Below are 22,432 nucleotides of genomic sequence, written 5' to 3' on the forward strand. Positions count from 1 at the left end.
GCGAGTAGGATTTGCTATCGTCGCCGCTTTTTTGCGGCGCTCGTTCCAGCAAAATCTGCGCCGGAAAGCAAACTCCGCTTAGATTCTTAAACCAAAATTCCTCTTTTTGCACGGTAAATCCCACGAGCGCGGGCGCGGGCGGAATGACTTTGATGCCAAAGCTTCGCGCTATTTCGTAGCCGATGTCGCTGGCACCCAGGCTTTTGTAGCTTAGTCCGCCGCTAGCTACGACGAGATTTTGGGCGTAAAATTTATCTCCGTTTTCGGCGACGACCTCGAAAATTTCGTCTAAATTTCGCTTGACGTTTTGTAAATTTGACGTGTCAAATTCGGTCAAATTAGGCGCGTCGTTGCAGCAAGAACCCTCAAATTTGTTGCCGTTTAGCGCCAAAAAAGCGTCCGCAATTTCGCCGTTTTCATCGGCCAAAATTTTTCTCGCGCTTTTTACGCAAACGCCGCAAAATATTTGCGTGCCGCTTTGTCTAGCGCGTTTTAAAAGCACGCCCAAAACGTCTTTTGCGCCGCTTTCGCAGAAAAATTGGCTTTGCTTTTGCTCGTTAAATTTTAGCTCGCCGAAAAATTTTAAAACGTCTTTGAAGTCTAGTTTTTTTAGGATATTTTTGACGAAATCATTATCGCCTAGGTAGTTTGACGCGTCTATGCGGCGGTTTGTGACGTTACACCTGCCGCCGCCGCTAGCTAGGATTTTCTTGCCGGGAGTTGCGTTTTTTTCGAGTACGGCGACGCTTTTACCGCGTAAATTTGCCGCCAAAAATAGCCCTGCCGCGCCCGCTCCGATTATCAAAACGTCGTAAATTTTGCAAATTTTAGCCATCATAAAACCTTAAAATTTACGCGCGGCAAAGCTGGCTAAAATCAAAGGCTGTTTTTTAGCGCTAGGAATTTTTGCTCTTGCGCTTCGTCTAGTTTCATTTTTTCGTTGCGATTTACGAAAAGCTTAAATATCACGTTGTGATCCGCGTCGTAAAAGTGCAGGCTGTGTCCGAGAAATCCCATAAATTTAGTACTCACAAAGCCGATAGCGCAAACCGCGTCCTCTTTTAGATGGCCGCCTAAAAAGCCGCTTTTATCGGTGAAATTTAAAAATCCTCTCGCTTTTTTAGGCATAGGTACGCTCACCTTGATCTCGATGATAAACTCAGGCGTATTTTTGATAAAAAGCATCTCGCCCCAAGTGCTGACTTCTTCAAAAATTTTCATCAAATTTTCTGCGCCGACTTCCTTAAATTCTTCATCGCCGCGGTACTGCAAGATTTCGTATTCGCGTACGTTTAGTTGTTTAGCCGCGTCATAAACGGACATCTTTTTATCCTCGAAAAGCTCGTCTATGCGTTTTTTTAGATCGCTCATTTTTGTCCTTTTTGGGATTAGATTTTGATAATGGTATTTAAAAATAGCTAAAAACCCGCTAAATTTGCGCGTTTTGCGCCCTTGTATTTAAAGCGCCGATCAAGCCGCAAATTTAGTCGCCGGGCGCGGACGATTTTTTAAATTTGCTCCGTCCGCAAACTCGCTAAATGCCTAAAAACCGCTTTATTTCCGCTTCGTTTGTTAGCTTGGAGTTAAATTTAACGACTAAATTTTGGGCGTTTTTGTAGCATTCTACGACGCCTTTTTGCTTTTCGACCTCGGCCATATCGGCATTTACGTCCGCAGGTAGGTAGATGTTTTTAAAGATATTGGGGTTATCTAGCCACTTTAGCGAGACTAGCCACGCTATGCAAAGCGCGGTAACTATGGCAGCTAGCGCGTCTAGGCCGTAAAAGTTAAGCACCGCTCCGCCTCCGATGCCGCCGATAAAATTTCCCATGTAGCCAAAAGAGTTAAAGATGCCTAGAGCCGCGCCTTTTTGGCTAACTTTGCTAAATTTGGACGCCATTGATTGCAAGATCGGCTCGTGCAGGTTAAATCCGATAAAAAATATAATAACGCCCGCGTAAAATAGCGGCTTGTGTCCGAGCGAGAGCGCGAAAAGCCCGTAACTAGCGACGAAAAGCGATACGCCGATGATTAAAATTTGCTTTGTGATGCGCCTTGTTTCGCCCACCGCGCCGCCTACGCCCATAGCGATAAAACCAAATGCCGTAGCGACGGCATAAATCCCGCTTAGATCGCTTTTTTGCATGCCAAAGTAGCGCACGACTGCGATGGGAATGATGATAAAAGCCGCCGACATTAGCATTTTTTGCATGAAATTGCTAACGTTCATCAGGAGCAAATTTCTATTTGCAAGCAGCTTTAGCGCGGGAGTTTTGGCTTGAGAATGCGCGATTTTAGGCTCTTTACCCACGGCCGTGTATAAAAGTACGATACAAACAACCGTAACCGCGATCGAGAGGTAAAAGAGGCTTGAAAGCCCGTATCTGTGGCTAAGGATCGGAGAAAGAATCATCGAAAGCGTAAAGCTAAGGCCGATAAACGCGCCCATCATCGCCATCGCGTGTCCGCGCACCTCCTCCTTGGTCATATCGCTCATAAACGCCGTAGCGACCGCTCCTATCGCGCCCGCGCCCTGGATAAATCTACCCAAAATCATCGTGTAGATATCGGTGGCGACCGCGCAGATAGCAGCTCCGGCGATAAAGACGAGTAGACCCGCTAGCATCGAGTTTTTACGCCCGAAGCGGTCTGAAATATAGCCGAAAACCACCTGAAAAGCGATCTGCGAAATCGCGTAAACGCCGATAAGAACGCCCACTAAAAACTCGGTCGCACCCTCAAGCTCGAGCGCGTAGACGCTGATAACCGGCAAAATGATAAAGAGCCCGAAAAACCTGCTGCCGATGATAAAAGATAGGGGCAAAGCACTTTTTACTATCATAAATTTCCTTTTTTAAAAGGAGTGATTTTACCCGAATTTTGATAATACGTAAATTAAAGCCGAATTTGATAAAATGTGAGCGGTAAATTTAAAAAATCGGCAAAGTTATCTTGCGATGAATTTAAATGTTGCGACGAAATTTCCGACCGAAGATAGAACATATAGTTCATCGAGGGAGGAAATTTCTAGCTCATTTAAAGGCGCGCAAGAGAAGCCGAAAAAAGGAAAAATTTTGAAAATAGTTTTAGCGACATCCAACTCCGACAAAGTGCGCGAAATAAAAGATTTTTTACAAGATTACGAAATTTATGCACTGCGCGAAATTTGCGAGCCCTTTGACATCGTCGAGGACGGCGCGACTTTCGCCGCAAACGCGCTAATCAAAGCTCGCGCCGTGCAGGCAAAACTGCGCGAGCTAAATTTGGCGGACGAGTTTATCGTGCTAAGCGACGATAGCGGCATCAGCGTGGAGGCTCTTGGCGGTAGGCCCGGGATTTACTCGGCGAGATTTAGCGATATGAACGAGTGCGGGCAGATAACGGGCAAAAGTGCGACCGATGCTAGCAACCGCGCAAAGCTGATTTCTGAGCTAAAGGCGCTAAATTTAACCAGCTCGCCCGCGTTTTATACCGCTTGTATCGCGGTTAGCTCAAATTTAGGCGACTTTACGGCGCACGGCTTTATGCACGGCAAGGCGATTTGCCAGGAGCGCGGCAGCAACGGCTTTGGCTACGATAGCCTCTTTATCCCCAAAGGCTTTACGCGCACGCTTGGCGAACTAGACGACGCCACAAAGCTAAAAATCTCGCACCGATCAAAGGGGCTTGAGCTCATAAAATACGTGCTAAAGAGCCTTGAGAGGAAATTTGGGCTCTAAATTTAGAGCGCGAAAGAGAAAGCAAATTTGCGCGGCAAAACCCGGCTAAATTTGCCGTCCCTTAACGCTAGCGCGGTATAATCGCGCAAATTTAAAATTTGAGACGAAGATGAATCTGGTTTTATTCGACTTTGACGGGACGATCACGCGCGACGACTCGCTGCTCGAGTTTATCGCCTACGTCGTGGGATTTAAGAAATTTTTTCGGGGGATTTTTTGGCTTTCGCCCGTTTTGATCGGCTATAAGCTAAAAATTTGTAGCAACAACTACGCTCGCAGGCGGCTGATGACGTACTTTTTCTCGGGCATGAGCGCGGATAAATTCGCTCAAATTTGCAAAAAATACTCAAACACGCACATCGAGGATATCGTGAAATTTTCCGCGATGGCAAAGATCGCCGAGTATAAAGCAAACGGCGATAAGGTCGTGATCGTGACGGCGTCGCTCGAGGACTGGCTAGCTCCGTGGTGCAGGGCGCAGGGGCTTGAGCTACTGGGCACTCGCATCAAGAAAAAGGGCGGCGTGATAACGGGCGAGATAGACGGCGCCAACTGCTACGGCGCGGAGAAGGTACGCCGCGTGCGCGAGGCGTATGATACGGACGCCTTTGAGCGCGTGATCGCATACGGCGACAGCAGGGGCGACAAGGAGATGCTGGAGTTTGCCGACGAGGCGCATTATAGGGCGTTTGAGTGAATGGGATCGCGACTACAAAAACTGCAGACTGGTCGTAAATTTAGAAGCATTAAATTTGAGTATTTATGCGGCAAATTTAGCTCTAGCGCATTTTTGCGGCGCGGCAAATCGGCGCGCACGGGCTGAAATTTGGCGCCGTAATGTTTGAGCCAAATTTGCTAGGCGCTTTTTAGTTAAGCTTAATTTTGTTTGTCTTTGCCGTAACGGCTCCAAATTTATGCAGCTCATATAAATTGATCCGGCGCACGTTTAAACCGGGTCAGCGCAAATAAAAATAGCAAACTCGGCGCTATTTGTTTAGCTTAAATTTAGGCCGATTTACGGCCTTTTCTTTGTGGAAATGCGCTACTCTTGCAGCTCAAATTTGAGCGTTAAATTTTAGCGCCTTACTCTTTATCCGCAAAGTTTAAATTTTGCTCGCTTATTTTTTGGTTTAAATTTAGCATTATCATAAAGGCTTCTTTGACGTATTTATCCGAGAATTTGACGGCTTTACCTTTTACGTATTCCATGTGGCTTGGTCTAGTATACATCCTGCTTCCTAGCAGCAACACTCCTTGATCCGTCACGTTTAGCATCTCGTAAAAAAGGGTTTCGTTGCCTAGATCAGTCACGTAGGCTTCGTCTGTCTTGCGTCCGTTGCCGTCTATCTCTAGTAGCAGTATTTTTTTCTCGTCATACGGTCTTATGCTTATTAGATAGCCGTCTTTGTATTTAGTAAAAGCTGAAACCAGAAAATACGCCAAGCTGTTATGGACGGTCGATTTTTTTATAATCTCGCCGTTGCTGTTTAGTTTTACGAGTTTGAGCGTTTCCAAATCGTATTTATCTTTTGATCTAAAAAGCGTCAAAATCGAGCCGTCGTCGCCCTCGAGCATATCGTTAAAAGATCCGTCTGTTTCTATTCTGGCATCAAAGACCGCTTTGCCGCTAGGGCTAAATTTTAAAAGCCCCAGCTCTTTTATAAATAAGATAAAATTTCCGTCTTTTGTTTTTATTAGCTTTTCAAGCCCTTCTTTGGTTTTTTTGATCTCTCTTTGGATCGGTGCTTTGGTTGGATCTTTTGGGTCGTATTCGTATTTGATATAAAATTCGTCATCTAAATGCGAGACGTCGATTTGCTTCGTCCAGATTATCTTTGCGTTTTTATCCATTCTAAATACATTATTTGAGTAGTCGCAAGCTATAAATTCGTCATTATCCGTCGGCGCTACGTGCTTTAATGGATATGGAAGTTTGTTTGAGATTTCGTTTGTTACTTTGTCTATGACGTAGGTTGTTTTTTCGTTTCCTATTACGTAGTAGCTTTGCATTTGAGCCGCTATTAGTCGGGCTGTTCCTAGATAGTTTTTATCGACTACTTTTCTCCAAATTTCGCGTCCGTCTTTACCTATCTTCATAAAAAGATCGGGCGTCCTTGCTTGCTCGTGCTCTCCGGCTAATATATATCCGTCTTCCGTAGGCACCGCCATGCTGACGGATGCAAAACCGTTTTGCGAAAACGGCAAATCCCAAATGGGCTTTGATTTGTCTATGGCTCTACCGGAGTCCTGGGGTTCTTTGATTTTTACTTCATTTTTTGCCGTTTTTCTCATCAAAGCGTCCGCATCGTTGTTAATTACGCTTATAAAGCCTCTAAATTTAACCATCAAAGACACGATAATGCGGCGTTCGTCTAAAGGTAGCGCTACATTTACGGTGTCGATTTCAGGCGTATAGTAACTTTTTAGGCGCTTAGACTGAAATTTACTAGAGATATCTACGACGTCGATACTAGGCAAAACGGTATCGTCCCTGCCGTTTTTGCTTCTGGACACGTATGCTATTTTACCGTCGCTGCCGATATCAAAAGTAGAAGCTCTATTGCTAACGATATAGTCTTTTAGATGCTCGATATCGCTTATATCGTTGATGCCGTATACTCTAAAATTTTGAAGCTCGTTTGCGTATAGATATTTTTTGTCCGGAGAAATTTGTAAATTTATAGCGACTTTAAAGTCCTCTTGTCTATAAACCTCTTTTATGCTTTTCGGATCGCTTACGTCAAGCGTGTGAAGTCCCGAAAAATCGGACATAAAAACGTATTTGTCCGAGTATATCGCTATATCGCCTTTTTCTATCGGATTAAAAGTTTCCATACTTATAAATTCGCCTATTTTTTTCATGTTGTCAGAGGAAATATCTAGGATGACCATGCCGTTTTTAGCTTTTACGTATGCTAGTTTGCCGTTTTGGCTTAATTTGATTTTAGAGTAGCCTTTAGCATCAAATTGAGCTACTATCTTTATATTTTGAGGATCCGTAACGTCAAAACGCAAAATGCCTAAATTCGGACTTGCCAAGTATAGGCTTTTGCCGTCGTTGGACTCGGCGGCTTGGATGTTTTCTACATTATATCTGGCCTCTGGGAAATAAAAAAGTCCGAGTAGCTTTATATGGTCTAAATTCGATATATCTATCACGCTTATGCCGTCTCTGTCGTGCCCTAGAGTATAGAGTCTTTTTTTGTCGCGAGATACCAACCATCATGTCGCGCACTTCAAACGGTAATTGGACGGAGTTGTTTATGAGGTCTTTTTTGTATATCGTTATGTCGTCGTTGTCGGCAAATTTGTCGGTATTTTGCGAAATTTGAGTCTCGGCTTTACTCGTTTTTTTTGCCGGTGTTTCAGGACGGCTAATGGTAAAATTTTGCGCTAAGCTTTCAGGCTCCTTGTCTGCATACTTTAGGTATAGAAAAACAAAAGGCAAAATTACGATCAAGACGGTAAGATAGATCGTAAATTCTCGTTTTTTCTTTACGTTAGGATCGATCATCTAAACCTCATAAATCCATAGAAAAAGATGTTTTAAATTCTTGCGCTTTTTGCGACTCTTGGATTTTGTTTTCGAGCTTTGCCGTTACCTCTTTTAGCGCTATTACTTCGGTTTTGATTTTTTCTACAGCCTTGGCTTTAAACGTATTTATCTTGCCCATGGCCTCTTCTATCTGGCTAAAAGCTTGCTTTAACGTCTCTATATCCAGCGTCGCATCGCCCGACATTTTGTAGATTTCGCTTGCTTGCGTGTTTAGTCTTTGCGCGTTGGCTAAAATCATATCGTTTGCGAATTTTTTGGTTTTTTCGGCTGTTTCTAACGCGTTTTTTTGATTTTGCAGCGTTATAGCCATCGCGATACCGATCTCTACGGCTCTTTTTGTTACGGCTTTTACGTTTGAGATATTATCTATTAGCTCCCAGTTTGTGTTTATGATGAGGTCGCTTGATAAAAATCCCTGCTGCGTAACGGCTAAAATTTCATATATGCTTCTGATTTTTTTATTTAAATTTAGCAAGACGTTATTTTCGTAAAATTCTCTTTCTTTCGCGTCTAGTTTGGAGACGTTTTGCTCTATGGATTTTGCTATTTTTTCAAACACTACGGCTTTTCGTTGCAAACTTAGGGCTTTTTGTTTGTAGTATTGTTTTTCTTCTTGTAAAAGAGCGTTGTCTTCTCTTAAAATTTTCTCGCCGTCTTCGATGTGCGAGAGCGTCTCTTTTATCGCTTCTTTTGCGCTTTGAAATTTCTTTAAGTATCTGTTTATCGGCTTTGCGACAAAAGGAACAAAAGCCAAAACGCCTTTTTTATCAAAGTCGAATCTGTGCGGATTTATCTGCTCTAACTCCTCGTTTAGGGCTATTACGGAGCGGCTTAAATTTTGCGTTTGCTCGTCTTTTATGTCACCCAGTTTTGCAAATTTCCCCATCAAGAGCGACGAAGAGCTCTCTAGACTTTGCGCGTCTTCGATTGTAACGCTTTCTAAAATTTCTCTTATCTGCGCACTATCCTTATCTGATAAAAAAGCCAAAAGCTCTACAGCTTTTTGAGAAATTTTTTCCTCGTCTTCTTTGCTAAAATCGTCTTTAAAGATCAAATTTCGTATGTCCGTTTCGCTGTTTCGCGCACTATCTTTTATGTAGTCCGTTAGTATTTCTCGCCCCGCTTTTTCCACGGCTCTCTCCTTATTTTTTGTTAATATTTTTTAATAAAACCAGCATGCGCTCAAGTTCGTTTCGCACGGACGCGGTCTCTTTATCGTTTCGGTTGTTTGCCGCTAGCTCGCTTATGTAGCTATCTAGGTATTCTAAAAGCATTACGTTTGCGGATTCGTATGCTTGAGCTTTTTTTACGATTTGTTCTTTTTTAGTTTCGCCGGTTACCGCGCTAAGCCCTGCGTTTAAACTTTTTATTATGCTTAAATTTTCGATGTATAAAAATAGAGTTTTGTTTATCAGGCTTAAAATTTTAACCGAAACTAAGCTTTGGTCTGAAAATATCTTTCTAACAAAAACCCGCACCGCTTCTATCTTTTTAAAAATATTTTCTCTATCGCTCAGGCTAAAATCAGAAATGACCCTAGCCTCTAAAAGCGTAAATTTTTCCTTTTCTCTTTCAAATTTATAGGTAGGTAGGGTTTTTGCGTAGCTAAGATAAAACGCCGCAAACCAAAGCGCGCTAAGAAAAAATAGCACGATAAAAATGTCCGTTTTAAAAGGCGACCATTTTAAAAACAAAACCGCCAGCACAAAGCTATATAAGGCGCCGAAGACCGGAAAAAACGAATAGAAAAAATAAGGCTTTTTTCTAAAAAAATATATTATTTGCTCGTTCAAGATAGTCGCTTTTCGTTAAAATTTAAAGGTCTATTATAGCAAAAATCAGGTTAAATATTACTTTTTGTTTATCGTTTGATTAAAATACCTAAGTCGGTTAAATATCGCTAAATTTAATCAAAACGCGAGAGAATTCAAACTCAAATCCCAATAAAATAACGACATTTAGCAAGCAAGAACGTCTAAATTTGCCCGCATCGATTAAAATCGGCCGCTAAATTTCAGCCGCCGTCCACTCGTCTAAAATTTTACTAAAATCGTCTATCATCGTCTTAAAGTCGTATTTTAGCTTGCTTTGTTTGCGCGCGATCTGTTTTAACGCCGTTAAAAAATACTCGCATATTTTTTGCTTTTGCTCTGCATGCGAAAGCTCGCTAAACTCGCGCTCAAAATATATCTGCGCGCCCGTTTTGCCCGTATCTTTTCTAAACGGCGCGTACTCGAATCTATTTCGCAGATAGTAGCCGCCCTCTCTGCGTTCCTCCTCGCTCATCATCTCGCACAGTAGCTCCCAGGCGCGCTGCGAGCTTAGGCGCGGCTCATCCGGCGCTATGATGTAGTTCGTGCGGCAGTACTCGTCGTCAAAACTAAACGAGCAGTCTAAATTTATATAGTTTATCTCGCTGCCGTAAATTTTAGGCCTCATTTTGGCATTTAGCGCGAGCTGAAGCTCCTTAAACAGGCTATCTATCACCGCGCGCGAGTTCTCGTAGCAGTTTTTGATGCCGATTGAGACGCGGATTGGATTTTTAGGTATCCAGTTGCGCTGGCTAGCTAGCTTGACGTCTTGGATTTGCTCTTTTACTGGGCGTTTTAGCGTTTTGCCGTTATCGTCCGGACTAGGGTTAAAAAACGTCTCGTTATCTTGCATGCTTAGCCCCGTTTTGCGCTTTGACCAGTGCGCCTCTACAAAGCGCGGTTCGCCGCTAGCGTTTAAAAAATAAGTCATATACTGCCCGTTAAAATATCTACCGCGAAGAGCTTCTAGGCTCTCGCGCTCGCCCCAGCCCGTTATCGCTAGGCATTCGCAGATTTTGACGGCTTTGTTCCACTCGCTAGCGTTTTGATAAAAGGCGTATCGGTCAAATTCCGCCAACAAAGGCTCGCGCATTAAATTTAATCCCTTTTCGCGCAAAAAATTTTCTAGCTCCCCAAGGCCTTCTATCGCGTAAATTTTTTCTAAAATTTCATCCATTTTTTCCCTTAAATTTCGGCTTTAAATTCCATCTTTTTTATCTTTTTATTGTCTAAACCGTATGGCTCTAGCACGCGGTTTAGATTTGTAACCACGGAGTTTTCGTCGTCTTTTAAAAAGCGCTGCGAGAGGGCTTTTAGGTGAGGTAGCAGCCGCTCGTCCGTCAGTCCGCACACGGCTTGCAAGGCGATCGTCACGACGTAGGGCTCCTCGTCGCTTAGTCCTAAAATCAGCGTTTTTAGATATTTGCTTTTATTTTTCAGCTGCCCCAGCGCGTAAAAGCACGTAACGCGAATGGAATAATTAGAGCTAGTCGCAAAATGCTCGATCTTAGCTCCGTAATCAAGCTTTGCGTTTTTTAGCAAATACGTATAAAATCTAAACGTATGCGCCGCGCGCTCTTCGTCCTTTTGGTTTAGGATTTGCTCGGCGTTTTCGTCCGCTATGGACATAAACTCCCTGCTAGCGGCCTTTTTGTCCTTTGCCCACCAGTGAATGATTTGTAAAAAAAGTAGATAATCAATCTGCGCAAGACGCGCTAGATAGGCCTTACCCCGCGCAAAATCGTTTGCGCATAAGATACTAGTAAGCTTCGCAAAATCCTCGCTATATGCCTCGTTTTTGATAAAACTTTCTATCTTATCTAAAATTTGCGTCTCAAAGCGAGGAGCTTTATGCGTCAAAGCGTCAAGGCAGTCGTTTTTTAGCTCCGTGTCGCCTCTGTTGCGCGCCTCTTCGTAAATTTGCAAAAGCTCGCTCGCGCTACCGCCCATATAGTAGCCAAACCCGCCCCCGCCGTCTTTTAGTTCGCCTGATATCACCTCGTCTAGCCACCTTTCGTACCAGTCTAGGAAATTTGACTCAAACGCAAAAACGGGCTTATATAAGTCAAAGTCTAAATTTACTATCCGTCCGCGAAACTCGCCCTCTATCACGATAGCGGTTTCAAAGCTGCAGCCTTGCGTGCCGATTAACAGTACGCCGCCTAGGATTTTTTCTTCTTCGCTTTCTTCGTCGCCGCACTCTTGCTCGTACGCAAAGCCTTCTATAGCTCTCCACTGCTCATCGCTCATTTTAGGGCGCAAAAGGCAGGGATTTGCTAGATACGGCGCGCTAAATTTTAGCGCGTCTTTTATGGGGTAGATGCCGTAAAAAGGCCCCGGCGCGCTACCGTCAAAGCCGCCTCCGCCGTCAGCGATCTCTAGCAAAAAGGCTCTAAAATGGGCGGGCAAGCTTACGCCGTATTTCTTCTCTAACGCGGCTAATTTCTTTTCTTCTATCGGCGCTTTGAGGGCGTATTTGTGGTTACTTGCGCCGAAAATTTTTAGTTTTTTATCCGCTTTTTTAGCTATTTTTAGCTTTTCTTTGATGCGGTTTATCTGTTCTTTCATTTTTACCTTTTGTTTGTATTAAATTTACGCTTGCGTTTTACAAAATCGCGTCAAATTTACGCCCGGTTTTTTGCCGGCTTTTGCCTTAGCGCCGCCTGCGCGCTTATTTGCTATGCATCCAAGCCGCAAAAGCTAAATTTACTCAAATTTAAACCATTTTCAGCACTTCGACTATCTCGCCCTTTGCGATAAATTCTGTCTCTTTTGGGATGATTAAAAGCGCGGCGCCCCCTGTGAGATTATTTACGATCGCCGAGCTGCCCATCTTTTTGCCGTCTAAATTTACGTAAATTTTACCGTCACGATTTACTAAATTTACCGCCGTAAACTCCAAAAACGGCGAGCGCTTTTTGTAGTCCTCGTCCATGATCGCCGTGATTTTGGGCTCGCTAGCGCCAAACCACGCGTTTAGCAGCACGCGCACGTAGAGCACGCACATCACCATCGCCGAGTACGGGAAGCCCGGCAACGCGAATATATATTTTTCTCCAGCTTTTGCGACCTTGATGTGGCGGCCCGGTTTGATCGCGGCGCCGTCGATGATAATGTCGAAATTTTCGCCCAGTGCGCCTTTTACGAAGTCGTAGTCGCCCATGCTGATGCCGCCCGTGGTGACGAGCACGTCGGCTGATTTTAGCGCGCGAACGATGGCGTCTTTTACGAGTTCGGCGCGGTCGCGCACTATCTCGCACAGCACGGGTTCGCCACCCATTTTGCGTACCATGGCCGCGATGCCTACGTGGTTTGAGCTGTGGATCTGCGCGGCGTTTTCTAGCGGCTCTCCGAGGTCTTTTATCTCGCTTCCGGTAGCTAGTACCGCGACTCGCGGCCGCACGAATACGCTAACGTTAAAGATCCCAAGCTCGGCTAGCAGCGCAGTCTCGGCGTAGCCTATCGTTGCGCCTTTTTTGATTAGGATTTCGCCTTTTTTGTAGCTTTCGCCGACCTCGCGCACGGCAAAGCCTCTCGGCACAGGCTTTTTAATGAGGATCTTGCTGCCTGAGACCTCGACGTTTTCGACCGGGATTAGCGTGTCTGTGCCTTCGCTCATTAGCGAGCCGGTGAAGGTTTTGACGCATTTTACGCCTTCTATTTTTAGCCCTTTGTCGCTGCCTGCGGGTAGGTCGGTGATGAGCTCAAGCTCGCTTAGGCCCTCTTGCCACGCAAACGCGTAGCCGTCCATCGCCGAGACGGGACGCTCCGGGTAGTTATCCTGCGCCGCCATATCTACGGCGATACGGCGATCAAGCGCTTGCGTGAGAGTGACCTTTTCTACGCGGTCCCAGGGAGCCAGCGTAGAGCGTAAAATTTCAAGAGAGGCCTCGTAGCTCATAAATTCTTTCATTTTTTATCCTTTTTTGATTCCCCATAAATGACGGATTTCAAGCTTTAAAATTTTAAACCCGTTTCGGTTACGGACGACGAGTCCGCGCCCTCACGGATTAAAATTTTAAAGTTAAACTACGCCTATTCTGTCTGGAATATTTCTGCCGATTTTACTAAATTTAATCGTAAATTATGCTAATAAAGCACAGAAGTTTATTATTAAGCCTGTAAAAAGCGTACAAATTTAGTTATAATAGCTCTTAAATTTAAGCAAAGGACAAGCTTTGAATCAAATCGCTAAAACGCCCCAAGACGTCGTCGCCTTACTCATAGAAAAAAGGAAAGAATTTACCGATCCCAAAGAATTTATCGTGTCGTTTGGTAAGGATGAACTGGGCGAGTTTGAAAAGCTAAACGGCGATATGGACATGAAGGTCGGCGACCTGCTTAGCATGAGCCAAAGCGTGGGAAGCTCGGTCGGCGAGTCGCTAAAATCGGTCAAAAAATACTCCGCCGAGCTCATAAAAGCAAGCGATAAGATGAAGGAGGGAGGACTGGGCGCGAAATTTATAAATTTCTTGCTCGGCAAAGACCTAGCCGCCGAGCTGGCTAGCAAATATCAAAGCGTGTCAAGCTTGTTTGAAGAAATCACGGCAAATTTAAAGCACTCGATAAACGTTTTAGAAGCTAGAAACGACGAAATCTCAGAGAAGCAAAAGGAACTCTCGCTCATCATAGAAAGCCTAAAAGGAAAGATAGAAATTTTAAGCAAAACAGACGAGCTCATCGAAAATTTAGCGGCAAATCAAACGGACGAAGAGCAGAAAAAATTTCTCCTCGAAGAGGCGCTATTTTACATCCGTATGCATCTGCAAAATTTGCAACAAGTGCTCGTGGTGATGCAGCAAAGCCTCGCAAACTACGCTACTATCAAGCACAATAACTCGCTTTTAAGTTTTGCCACGCAAAACACGATCACAACTAGCATCACCGCGCTAAAAACCAACGTCTATATCGCAAGCGCCGCGCAGGAAGGCAAAAAGCAGCTAAAAGCGGTTTCTGAGATGGACAAGCTAGCTAGCGACGTCATCCTAAAAAACGCGCAGGACGTAAACGATACGGCTACGGATGTGATGGCAAAAGTTGCAGGCGGCGCGCTAGATAACGAGAGCCTCGAAAAAGCGATAAATTTGATGATAGATTCGCTAGATAAGATAGAAAATTTCAAAAACGAGGCGCTACCGAAGATGAAAGAAAATATCGCTAAAATCGCGCAGATGAGCAAGACGCTAGAAAGCAAGGTAAATAAGCTAGAAAAAATCGAGCAAAGCGACGTGTATAGCATAGAATAAAGCGGAGCTAAGGTCAAATTTGACCTCGCAAGCGACAAAATTTAAAAAAAGGTAAAAAATGGATCAAATTTTAGAGCTTCTTGGCAACAATCTTATATTTTCCGTTCCGCTGGTTATCGTCGTAGTTTTTGCCTTGCTTGATGTTATTTTGATGATGACCGGATTTTCGGTGCTTGAGCCGCTAAACGGGCTGTTTGACGGAGCCGAGAGCATCGATGCGCCTGGTGCCGAGCTGCTAGCGTGGGCGAACAAGGGCGGCGTGCCTAGCACCGTTTTTTACGGGATTTTGCTTATGAGTTTTGGAGCGTGCGGGCTTTTTATCGTTAGCGTTTTTTATGGATTTGCGGCGCCTGCGTGGTATATGAGCGCGGTTATCGCCGCAGTTTCGTTTTTTATCGCTTTAGCTTGGACTAGATGGGTGAGCTTGCTTGCGGCAAAATACCTGCCTCAAGTGCAAAGCGCTGCGTTTAGTAAAAAGGAGCTTCTTGGCTGCGAATGCGAAGTAAAGGACTATAAAATCACAAAAGAGCAAGGCGGAGACGTTAAAGTTACGGATAAAAACGGCAAGGAGCGTTTCGTATTTGCAAGAGCTGCCGATGAAAACGAGCTTATAAAAGGCGATACCGCGCTCATCGTTAAAATCGAAAAAAATAACTTTTACGTCAGGAAAAAATCATAAATTTAATCAAAGGAGAGTGGTATGAATATTGACGGGATGACGTCTTTAGCCGTATTTGTCGGCATAGGACTCTTTTCTATCATCATTTTAGGTATCGTTTTTTCAAGACTTTACCGAAAGACGACAAAGGAGCTTACGTTCGTGCGAACGGGATTTGGCGGCGAAAAGGTCGTCGTAGACGGCGGCGCGCTGATACTGCCGATACTGCATGATTATATCGACATAAATATGCAGTCGATGAAAGTTACGGTTGCTCGCTCTAAAAGCGATAGCTTCATAACCAAAGACAGGATGCGCGTAGATATCACGGCTGATTTTTACATCAGAGTGGGCGAGGATAGGGAGTCTATATCTCGCGCGGCGCAGACTCTGGGTAAAAAGACGGTCGATCTAAGAGAGCTAACCGGGCTGATAGAAGGCAAGCTCATAGCCACGCTCCGCTCGGTAGCAAGCTCGATGGAGATGAAAGAGCTACACGAAAAAAGAGATGAATTTAGCTCGCAGGTCAAAAACGCCATCGAAGCCGATCTATCTAAAAACGGCCTTCAGCTAGAGTCCGTATCTCTTACGTCGCTTGATCAAACAGCAAAAGAGTTTTTTAACGAAAACAACGCCTTTGACGCGGAGGGTTTAACAAGCCTAACGCAAACCATCGAGGAGCGCAAAAAGCTACGAAACGATATCGAGCGCTCGACCGAGGTGCAAATAGCGCAGAAAAACTACGAGACGCAGTCGGAGAAATTTGAAATCCAAAGAAAACAAGCCGAGGCCGAAGCAACGCAGCAAACAAAAATAGCAAATTTCCAAGCAGAACAAGAAGCGCTAAGGGCAAAAGAGGCCGAAAGTAGGCGCAAAGAGGCCGAGGAGGCCAAGATCGTCGCAAACAAAGCTATCGAAGAAGCGCAGATAAATAAAGCGCGCGCCATCGAAACCGTCGAGATAGAAAAGGCAAGAGCCATCAGAGAAGCCGAGATCAATAAAGAAAAAGCCGTCGAACTGGCAAATCAGAGCAAAAACATAGAAATCGCCAAAAAAGTCGAAGAAGAGGCTGCGGCTAAAACGCTAGCCAACGAGAAAAAGGCGCTAGAAGCCGCGTCTTTTGAAAAGATCAAAACGTCATCTGAGACCGAGCAGGCTGAGCGCGCTAAAAAGCTAGCGCTAATCGAAGCGCAAAAAGAGGCCGAGCAGCTATCTATCGAAAAAACCGTCGCCGCAAAAGCCGAAAAAGAAGCCGAGGAAAACCTAGCTGAAGCTGCTAAAATCAAAGCTATGGGTGCTAGCGAAGCGCTAAAAATCAAGGCTACCGCCGAAGCTGAAGCTATAAAGATAACCGCTGAAGCCAATAGGCTAAACTACGAAGTCGAAGCTAAAGGTAAAACCGAGATAAATAACGCCGAAAATATCGTCTCGGCGGAGATTTTGGAAAATAGATTTAAACTTGCATTGGTCGAGTTTATGCCGCAAATCATCGCCCAGGTCGTAAAACCGGCTGAGAAAATCGACTCTATCAAAATCGTGCAAATGGCTGGCCTTGGCGGCGCAAATCAGAGCGGTGCGGGCTTGAATGCTAGCAGCGGCGTTAGCAACGCGGGCGCTTCGCTATCCGATCAAATCGTAAATGCGTCTTTAAACTATAAAGTAAACGCGCCTATAATAGACGACCTAATGAAGCAAGTAGGCATCGACCTAAACGGCGGGATACAAAATATCGCCCAGCCTCTGCGCAGCGGCGAAAAGTTAGGTAGCGCCTCTGATTTAAACGGCTCCGAGCAAAAATCTAATGCTGCAAAAGGCGGAAAATAGCTTAAATATAAGGCTCGTAAATCCCGCCCCGCCAGTGTGCGACGCAGCTACGGATTTTGAGCCTAAATTTTAAAAACTAGGCAATAATGATAAATGCGGATAAATTTAAATCGCCGACGGTTTAAATTTATCTTGCGTTGATGTTTGGTTAAAGCTAGCTTAACGGGCTTGACGTGCGGTTTGATTTGGGCAAAAAATAAAACTATAAGCATGAAATTTGCACGTCTCGTTAGGCGTTTTTGAAATTATCCAAAAGCGGCCAAACGGGGCAAAAATCGCTCGGTAAACGGACGCGGTCAAAATTTAGCTCCATGGTTTTATCGCTAGAAGTTCGCGACCAATTTTTCCAAATAGCTCAAACTGTAAAGACTTACTTAAAATATAAAACTAAAATTTAGCGTTAAATTTTATCCTTACGGCGTTTTTACGTTCGGGTTTTTAAAAATGGCTAAAATAGCGTTTGGAGTAAATTCTGTAAAACTCTCGTCTATAAATTTGCGGCAATCTCTTAAGCAACCAAGCGCTTCTAAATAGTAAATAATCAAAAATCAAAAATAAACAAAAGCCTTCAAATAACGATTTATCGCGACGATACGAGGGCGATTTGATATTAAATTTGTTTTTGAATTTACCGCAAAGCGGCAAAAGAACCGAAATAGGCGGCTAAATTTATCTAATTCGTATATTTTTGCAGCTTTTCAAAGTCTATTATCAAAATTTCATGCGGCGTGATGCGCCTGATGACGTCTTCTTTTATGAGTTCGTTGAATGCGGTGCTGGCGCTTTGTCGCTTTAAGCCCACGAAACTAGAAAGCACCTTAAGCGAAAACGGTAAAAAGACGTATCTGTAGCCGTTTTGGGTCAAATTTTGCTCTGCGGCAAGCTCGATGAGGAAGTTTGCTATGCGGCCTTTGGCGCTTTCAAAGAGTATGGATTTTATGATTTGGTGTTGCAAAAGCGCGATATTTGCGAGCGAGTCGGCATAGGCCTTTGCGAAACGCTCGTTTTTTAGCAGTTCGCCGACGTCGCGCACGTCGATGAAGTAAATTTCGCTATCCTCTAAAATTTCCAGCGCGCAGGCGTCGCTTAGGATCGTGATGTTGTCCTTTTGTAGGTTATAAAGGATAAATTCCTCGCCGTCCTCAAAAAACGCGAGCTTGCCGGAGCCGCTTTTAAATATCGCGACGCTGATGCCTTCAGCGTAAACCGTGCTGCCTTTAGTTAGGACGCGGCGGTTAAATTTAGCGATTTCGTCATTGCTTAAAGATGAGACGACATTCGTTTCTAGTAGTCCTAACCTTGATCTTTTCACGTTTTTACCTTAAATAAACTCGTATTTTAGCCTACGCAATATTAAATAACATTAAAATTTATTATCCCGCGAGTAAATGATGCTTAAAGCTAAAAAGCAGACTGGTTAAAAGAACGAATTTGTGTATCCTTAAATAAAAATATTAATCCTTAAATCAAATTTATACTCACAGCCGCGCTAAGCCTCCCCGGCGCATCGCGGGTATGGACTGAGGCGCCGATTTTACCGCGCAAAACGGCTCGTAAAGGACGGCAAGCTTTACTTAAAATAGATATTTTGAAAAGATTTCAAGGCCCAAAACGCTTAAGCCTCCAACGGCAAAGCTAAAGAGCATCTACGATAAGCGCAGTAGGCTTAAAAGCGGGTTTTACGGGCGTTTGCGATTTTTAGCGGATAAATTAAATCCGCCGCTAAAATGCCACCAAGCAGGTAGTTTACTCCAGCTTTGCAAGCTTAGATTCCCCGCGCCAGGGCGGCAACGACGCGGAGCGCTATGTTTAGCGGCTTAGATTTAGCGCGTATTTGCCTCAGCTAGCGCCTTCTTTTGGGTCGCTTACGCTAAATTTTACCGCCGCGCGCCTGTTTTTACTTTACTTTTTTAGCCGAGATATTTGGGCTAAATTTATCCTTTTATGAGCCTAAAATAGCTAAAATCGCTAAAAAATCTAAAGGCTAAAAATGTTTAACGGACTAATTCGCGAGATCGCGCAGGTTGCGAGCTATTCGCAAAATACCCTGCGACTAAAAGCCGCGTACCGCCCGAATTTAGGCGATAGCGTCGCGGTAAACGGCGCGTGTCTTAGCGTGACGCAGCTGCACTCAGACGGCTTTAGCGTGGAGCTTAGCGCCGAGACTAGAGCGCACATCGCGACGGAAAATTTGCGCGGACGCGTGCATATCGAGCCTGCGATGCGGCTAGCCGACCGCGTAGACGGGCATCTGCTGCAAGGCCATGTAGACGCTATCGGCGAGGTTGCACGTATAAAGCGGCGCGAAAACGGGGTTGATTTTTATATAAATTTGCCTCCTAGCGTCATGCCTTTGATGGCAAACAAAGGCAGTATCGCGGTCGAGGGCGTGAGCCTCACGATCAACGAGGTTTTGCCTGCAGGCGTGCGCCTCACGATCATCCCGATTACCTTTCGCGAGAGCTTGTTCGGCGAGTTTGAGCCGGGACGCCGCGTAAACGTAGAAAGCGACCTGCTCGCGCGCTACGTAGCTAGGCAGCTAGAGTTTGGTCTCGGTGCCCAAAACGGCGGCAAAGGCGAGATCGGCTGGGACGAGTCGCAGTATATCGCGAGCCTTTATTAGGCTTTTGCGAAGCAAAATTTATAGCTTGCGAATTTAGCTTGCAAAACCGCACTCTATACGGAGCGGACGGTGACGAAAAAGGAAAAAATGAAGCGGGAAATTTTAGACGTAGTTTTTGAGAGCGAGCGCTTGAAGCTCGGCTTTACGACGCGATTTGGCGGCATAAGCGAAGGGGCGTATAAGGGGTTAAATTTAGCGGGTCACGTCGGCGACCTGCCGCAAAACGTAGCAAAAAATCGCGAAATTTTAGCCGCTGCGCTTGATATCGCGCCTTTTAATCTAAAATTTATGCGTCAAATTCACTCAAATCGCGTGGAAATTTTGCGAGATATTGATGATGAGCTACCGCCTTGTGACGGCGTGATAACGGCATTAAAGGGCGTTACGCTTTGCGTTTTGGTCGCCGACTGTTCGCCCGTTTTGATCGCGGACGAGAGGCGGGGCGTGGTTGCCGCAGTGCATGCGGGCAGGACGGGCGTAACTGGTAAAATTTGCACGAATGCGGTAAATTTGATGGCGAGCGAGTTTGGCTGCGAGGCGGGCGATCTGCGCGTATTCGTCGGCGCAAATATCAAGGCGCGAAACTACGAGGTGGGCGAGCTAGATCTGTGTGCGTTTAACCGATATAAAAAAGAGGGTAAATTTGACATGGGAGCGGCCTTGCGGGACGAATTTGCGCAGCTTGGCGTAGGGCGAGTAGAGTTTGATCCGCGCTGTACGTTTGAGACGGGGGAGCTGTTTTCCTACCGTAGAGATGGCGTCACGGGGCGATTTTGCGGGTTTATCATGAACAAGCCCATGCCTATGAAACGTAAAAATTAAACGCAATTTGCGCGCGAATTTTAAAGCTTGTTGTGCCCTCACGCTAAACTAGCGAGAGTTAAAATTTATTCGAAAATATCTAAAATTTAGCCCTTAACGCCATAAAATCAGGTAACGGTAAGGCGTTTCAGGCTAAATGATGCCGCCTTTAGGCGTATAAAAACTCGGGCAAATTTTGGCCGAAATTTAGGGCGTGCGGATCGGCGAGTTTAGTTAAAATTTCATTTATGTTTATTAAAGAGGGCTAAAATTCGGATTGAAATTTTATAAAACAAGGAGCCAAAATGAGAAAAATTTTACTTTGTTTGATTGTTGCGGCGAGCGTGCTTTTTGCGGCGCAAACGAGATCCTCAAACGAGATGGCAAGCGTTCCTGCGAGCGCGCCTGCAAATTCGGCAAATAAGCAGTTTGAAGACGCGCTAGCGATGTACCGAGTTTCGGACTTCAAAGAGGCGGCGAGACTCTTTAATCTAGCGTGCGAAGACGGACACGCGCGTGCCTGCTATGATATGGGCGCGATTATAGCTAGCGGCAAAGTCGCGGCTATGCAGCCTGAAGCGGCGGTTAAATTTTACGAGCGAGCGTATAAAATGGGCGATAAGCTGGGCTGCTACGCATTAGCATACGCTCATCAGACGGGTGCCGGCATAGCAAAAGATGAAGCTCGGGCGTACGAGCTCTATAAAAACGCATGCGAGCTTGGGCTAGCTAAAGGCTGCAACGAAGCCGGCTTCATGAGCGAGCGCGGCATGGGCGTAAACGCGGACGTCAAAGCTGCGGTTAAATTTTACGAAAAAGCGTGCAAGATGGGGCTAGAGGTCGGCTGCGAAAACGCTAAAATCTTAAAGCGTTAGACTCGGCTAGCGGCTAAAATTTAACTCGGTTGCGCGTTCTTGTTTTGCAGGGTGCGCGCCGAGTTTAAATTTGAGCTAAAATTTCACTAAAAATCGAGAAAAATGCCATACGAAAATTTTAAATCAAAAAATCCTCTCGCGGCAAAAATCGCCGCAAACGCGAGAAAATTTGACGTCCAGACGCTGCAAAACGAGCAGCTCGTAAATTTGCTTTTAAACGAGAAAAAGATCGAAATCTCTAGCGAGCAAAAAGAGGCCGTCGAGCGCGTATTTACGGGACTAATGAAGATAGAAGAAATAGTGCAGCTAAGCGGTTAGATTGCTAAACTTTGAATCCGCTCTCCTAATCTACAAAAATAAAACCCAAGCATCATCCGAATCGCCGTTTCTCCACCCAAAACCGAAATATCCTGTTTTTATCAAAATTTGATGTAAAATGACGGCGCGATATCGCAGTTAAGAAAGCCAAAAAACGTAAAATTTACAATCAAAAACCCAAAGCAAAGGAGAAAATATGCTGTTACTTAAAAATGCCGATCTATACGCGCCAGAGCACATCGGCAGGAGCGACGTTTTGCTCGGCGGAGGTAAAATTTTAGCCGTTTCTAAGGGGCTTGATTTTCGAGTTGAGGGGCTTGAAATTTACGATCTAGAGGGCAAAATTTTAGCACCCGGACTCATCGATCAGCACGTGCACATCACGGGCGGCGGCGAGGCGGGTTATCATTCGCGCACGCCCGAAATAACGCTAAGCCGTATCATCCGCTACGGCACGACGACGGTCGTGGGCACGCTAGGTACCGATGGATGCACTAGGAGCCTCGAAAACCTCTACGCAAAGGCCAAGGCGCTTGAATACGAGGGCATCTCGACCTTCATCCACACTGGCTCTTACGCGCTGCCTAGCGTTACATTTACGGGCTCCGTTACGCGCGATCTCGTGCTCATCGACAAGGTCATCGGCTGTAAGATCGCGATGAGCGACAACCGCGGCAGCTACCCGACCTCTCAGGAGCTAATTAGAACTCTGACGCAGATACGCATCGGCGGCATGATCTCGAAAAAAGGCGGCGTGCTGCATATGCATATGGGCGGGCTAGCGGATAAATTTGACCTGATTTTTAGAGTGATCAAGGATTATTCGTTCCCCGTTAATTACTTTTCGCCGACGCACTGCGCGCGTACGAAGGAGCTCTTTGACGAGGCGATCAAATTTCAAAAAATGGGCGGCTACATCGATATCACGAGCGGCGGAAGTAAATTTACCCCGCTTCACGAAGCTATCGCATACGGGCTTGAAAACGGCTTAAATTTAGAGC

Annotated in this window: 19 protein-coding genes and 1 pseudogene; 10 read left to right on the top strand and 10 right to left on the bottom strand. The window is 45.2% G+C overall.

The window, feature by feature from the left end; all coding sequences use genetic code 11:
• Positions 1-52: 52 nt before the first annotated feature.
• The 3 genes and pseudogenes from QZ157_RS02060 to QZ157_RS02070 form a co-directional block, all read right to left on the bottom strand.
• Positions 53-835: pseudogene (locus tag QZ157_RS02060) on the bottom strand (NAD(P)/FAD-dependent oxidoreductase); the annotation flags it as partial.
• Positions 836-876: 41 nt separating this feature from the next.
• On the bottom strand, positions 877-1,371 hold the full coding sequence (gene hutX, locus QZ157_RS02065; protein WP_295141153.1) for a heme utilization cystosolic carrier protein HutX: 495 nt from the start codon (positions 1,369-1,371) through the stop codon (positions 877-879).
• 163 nt (positions 1,372-1,534) lie between these two features.
• Entirely contained in the window at positions 1,535-2,839 is a 1,305-nt protein-coding gene (locus QZ157_RS02070; protein WP_295141196.1) for an MFS transporter, read from the bottom strand.
• Positions 2,840-3,074: 235 nt separating this feature from the next.
• Between QZ157_RS02070 and QZ157_RS02075 the strand changes: the two genes are divergently transcribed.
• On the top strand, positions 3,075-3,719 hold the full coding sequence (locus QZ157_RS02075) for a non-canonical purine NTP pyrophosphatase (RefSeq protein ID WP_295141155.1): 645 nt from the start codon (positions 3,075-3,077) through the stop codon (positions 3,717-3,719).
• Positions 3,720-3,828: 109 nt separating this feature from the next.
• The gene (locus tag QZ157_RS02080; RefSeq protein WP_295141157.1) at positions 3,829-4,416 is read left to right on the top strand and encodes an HAD-IB family hydrolase; all 588 of its coding nucleotides are present in this window, start codon (positions 3,829-3,831) and stop codon (positions 4,414-4,416) included.
• Between the two features lie 386 nt (positions 4,417-4,802).
• Here QZ157_RS02080 and QZ157_RS02085 read toward each other — a convergent pair whose 3' ends face one another.
• The 6 genes from QZ157_RS02085 to QZ157_RS02110 all read right to left on the bottom strand — a co-directional run bounded on the left by QZ157_RS02085 (position 4,803) and on the right by QZ157_RS02110 (position 12,999).
• Complete coding sequence (locus QZ157_RS02085; RefSeq protein ID WP_295141159.1) at positions 4,803-6,878, bottom strand: hypothetical protein; 2,076 nt, start codon at positions 6,876-6,878, stop codon at positions 4,803-4,805.
• Positions 6,879-7,240: 362 nt separating this feature from the next.
• The gene (locus QZ157_RS02090; RefSeq protein ID WP_295141161.1) at positions 7,241-8,407 is read right to left on the bottom strand and encodes a toxic anion resistance protein; all 1,167 of its coding nucleotides are present in this window, start codon (positions 8,405-8,407) and stop codon (positions 7,241-7,243) included.
• A 10-nt stretch (positions 8,408-8,417) separates the two neighbouring features.
• Complete coding sequence (locus QZ157_RS02095) at positions 8,418-9,068, bottom strand: hypothetical protein (RefSeq protein ID WP_295141162.1); 651 nt, start codon at positions 9,066-9,068, stop codon at positions 8,418-8,420.
• A 214-nt stretch (positions 9,069-9,282) separates the two neighbouring features.
• Positions 9,283-10,263, bottom strand: a complete 981-nt coding sequence (locus QZ157_RS02100) for a hypothetical protein (RefSeq protein ID WP_295141164.1) — start codon at positions 10,261-10,263, stop codon at positions 9,283-9,285.
• 8 nt (positions 10,264-10,271) lie between these two features.
• Positions 10,272-11,654 carry an SMI1/KNR4 family protein gene (locus tag QZ157_RS02105; protein ID WP_295141166.1) on the bottom strand — a complete coding sequence of 461 codons (1,383 nt, stop codon included), beginning with the start codon at positions 11,652-11,654 and terminating at the stop codon, positions 10,272-10,274.
• 148 nt (positions 11,655-11,802) lie between these two features.
• The gene (locus QZ157_RS02110; protein WP_295141168.1) at positions 11,803-12,999 is read right to left on the bottom strand and encodes a molybdopterin molybdotransferase MoeA; all 1,197 of its coding nucleotides are present in this window, start codon (positions 12,997-12,999) and stop codon (positions 11,803-11,805) included.
• A gap of 265 nt (positions 13,000-13,264) precedes the next feature.
• Here QZ157_RS02110 and QZ157_RS02115 point away from each other — a divergent pair, with 265 nt between their 5' ends.
• The 3 genes from QZ157_RS02115 to QZ157_RS02125 are packed head-to-tail and all read left to right on the top strand — an operon-like array spanning position 13,265 to position 16,814.
• Positions 13,265-14,332 carry a toxic anion resistance protein gene (locus QZ157_RS02115; RefSeq protein ID WP_295141170.1) on the top strand — a complete coding sequence of 356 codons (1,068 nt, stop codon included), beginning with the start codon at positions 13,265-13,267 and terminating at the stop codon, positions 14,330-14,332.
• Positions 14,333-14,390: 58 nt separating this feature from the next.
• Positions 14,391-15,011 (top strand): OB-fold-containig protein, encoded by a 621-nt coding sequence (locus QZ157_RS02120; RefSeq protein WP_295141173.1) that lies wholly within the window; start codon positions 14,391-14,393, stop codon positions 15,009-15,011.
• Between the two features lie 21 nt (positions 15,012-15,032).
• Entirely contained in the window at positions 15,033-16,814 is a 1,782-nt protein-coding gene (locus QZ157_RS02125; RefSeq protein ID WP_295141176.1) for a flotillin domain-containing protein, read from the top strand.
• Between the two features lie 673 nt (positions 16,815-17,487).
• Here the strand turns inward: QZ157_RS02125 and QZ157_RS02130 are convergent.
• Complete coding sequence (locus tag QZ157_RS02130; RefSeq protein WP_295141179.1) at positions 17,488-18,126, bottom strand: Crp/Fnr family transcriptional regulator; 639 nt, start codon at positions 18,124-18,126, stop codon at positions 17,488-17,490.
• Between the two features lie 678 nt (positions 18,127-18,804).
• On the opposite strand from QZ157_RS02130, the gene QZ157_RS02135 reads away from it, so the two are divergent.
• The 5 genes from QZ157_RS02135 to QZ157_RS02155 form a co-directional block, all read left to right on the top strand.
• A complete protein-coding gene (locus QZ157_RS02135; RefSeq protein ID WP_295141182.1) occupies positions 18,805-19,437 on the top strand; it encodes a riboflavin synthase in 633 nt (210 codons plus the stop codon).
• A gap of 87 nt (positions 19,438-19,524) precedes the next feature.
• On the top strand, positions 19,525-20,259 hold the full coding sequence (locus tag QZ157_RS02140) for a polyphenol oxidase family protein (protein WP_295141198.1): 735 nt from the start codon (positions 19,525-19,527) through the stop codon (positions 20,257-20,259).
• A 284-nt stretch (positions 20,260-20,543) separates the two neighbouring features.
• Positions 20,544-21,113, top strand: a complete 570-nt coding sequence (locus tag QZ157_RS02145) for a tetratricopeptide repeat protein (protein ID WP_295141186.1) — start codon at positions 20,544-20,546, stop codon at positions 21,111-21,113.
• Positions 21,114-21,215: 102 nt separating this feature from the next.
• Entirely contained in the window at positions 21,216-21,431 is a 216-nt protein-coding gene (locus QZ157_RS02150; RefSeq protein ID WP_295141188.1) for an acetyltransferase, read from the top strand.
• 196 nt (positions 21,432-21,627) lie between these two features.
• A partial coding sequence (locus tag QZ157_RS02155) for a beta-aspartyl-peptidase (protein WP_295141191.1) occupies positions 21,628-22,432 on the top strand: 805 nt, incomplete at its 3' end.

It is taken from the genome of uncultured Campylobacter sp. (assembly GCF_905372745.1).
Taxonomy (GTDB): domain Bacteria; phylum Campylobacterota; class Campylobacteria; order Campylobacterales; family Campylobacteraceae; genus Campylobacter_A.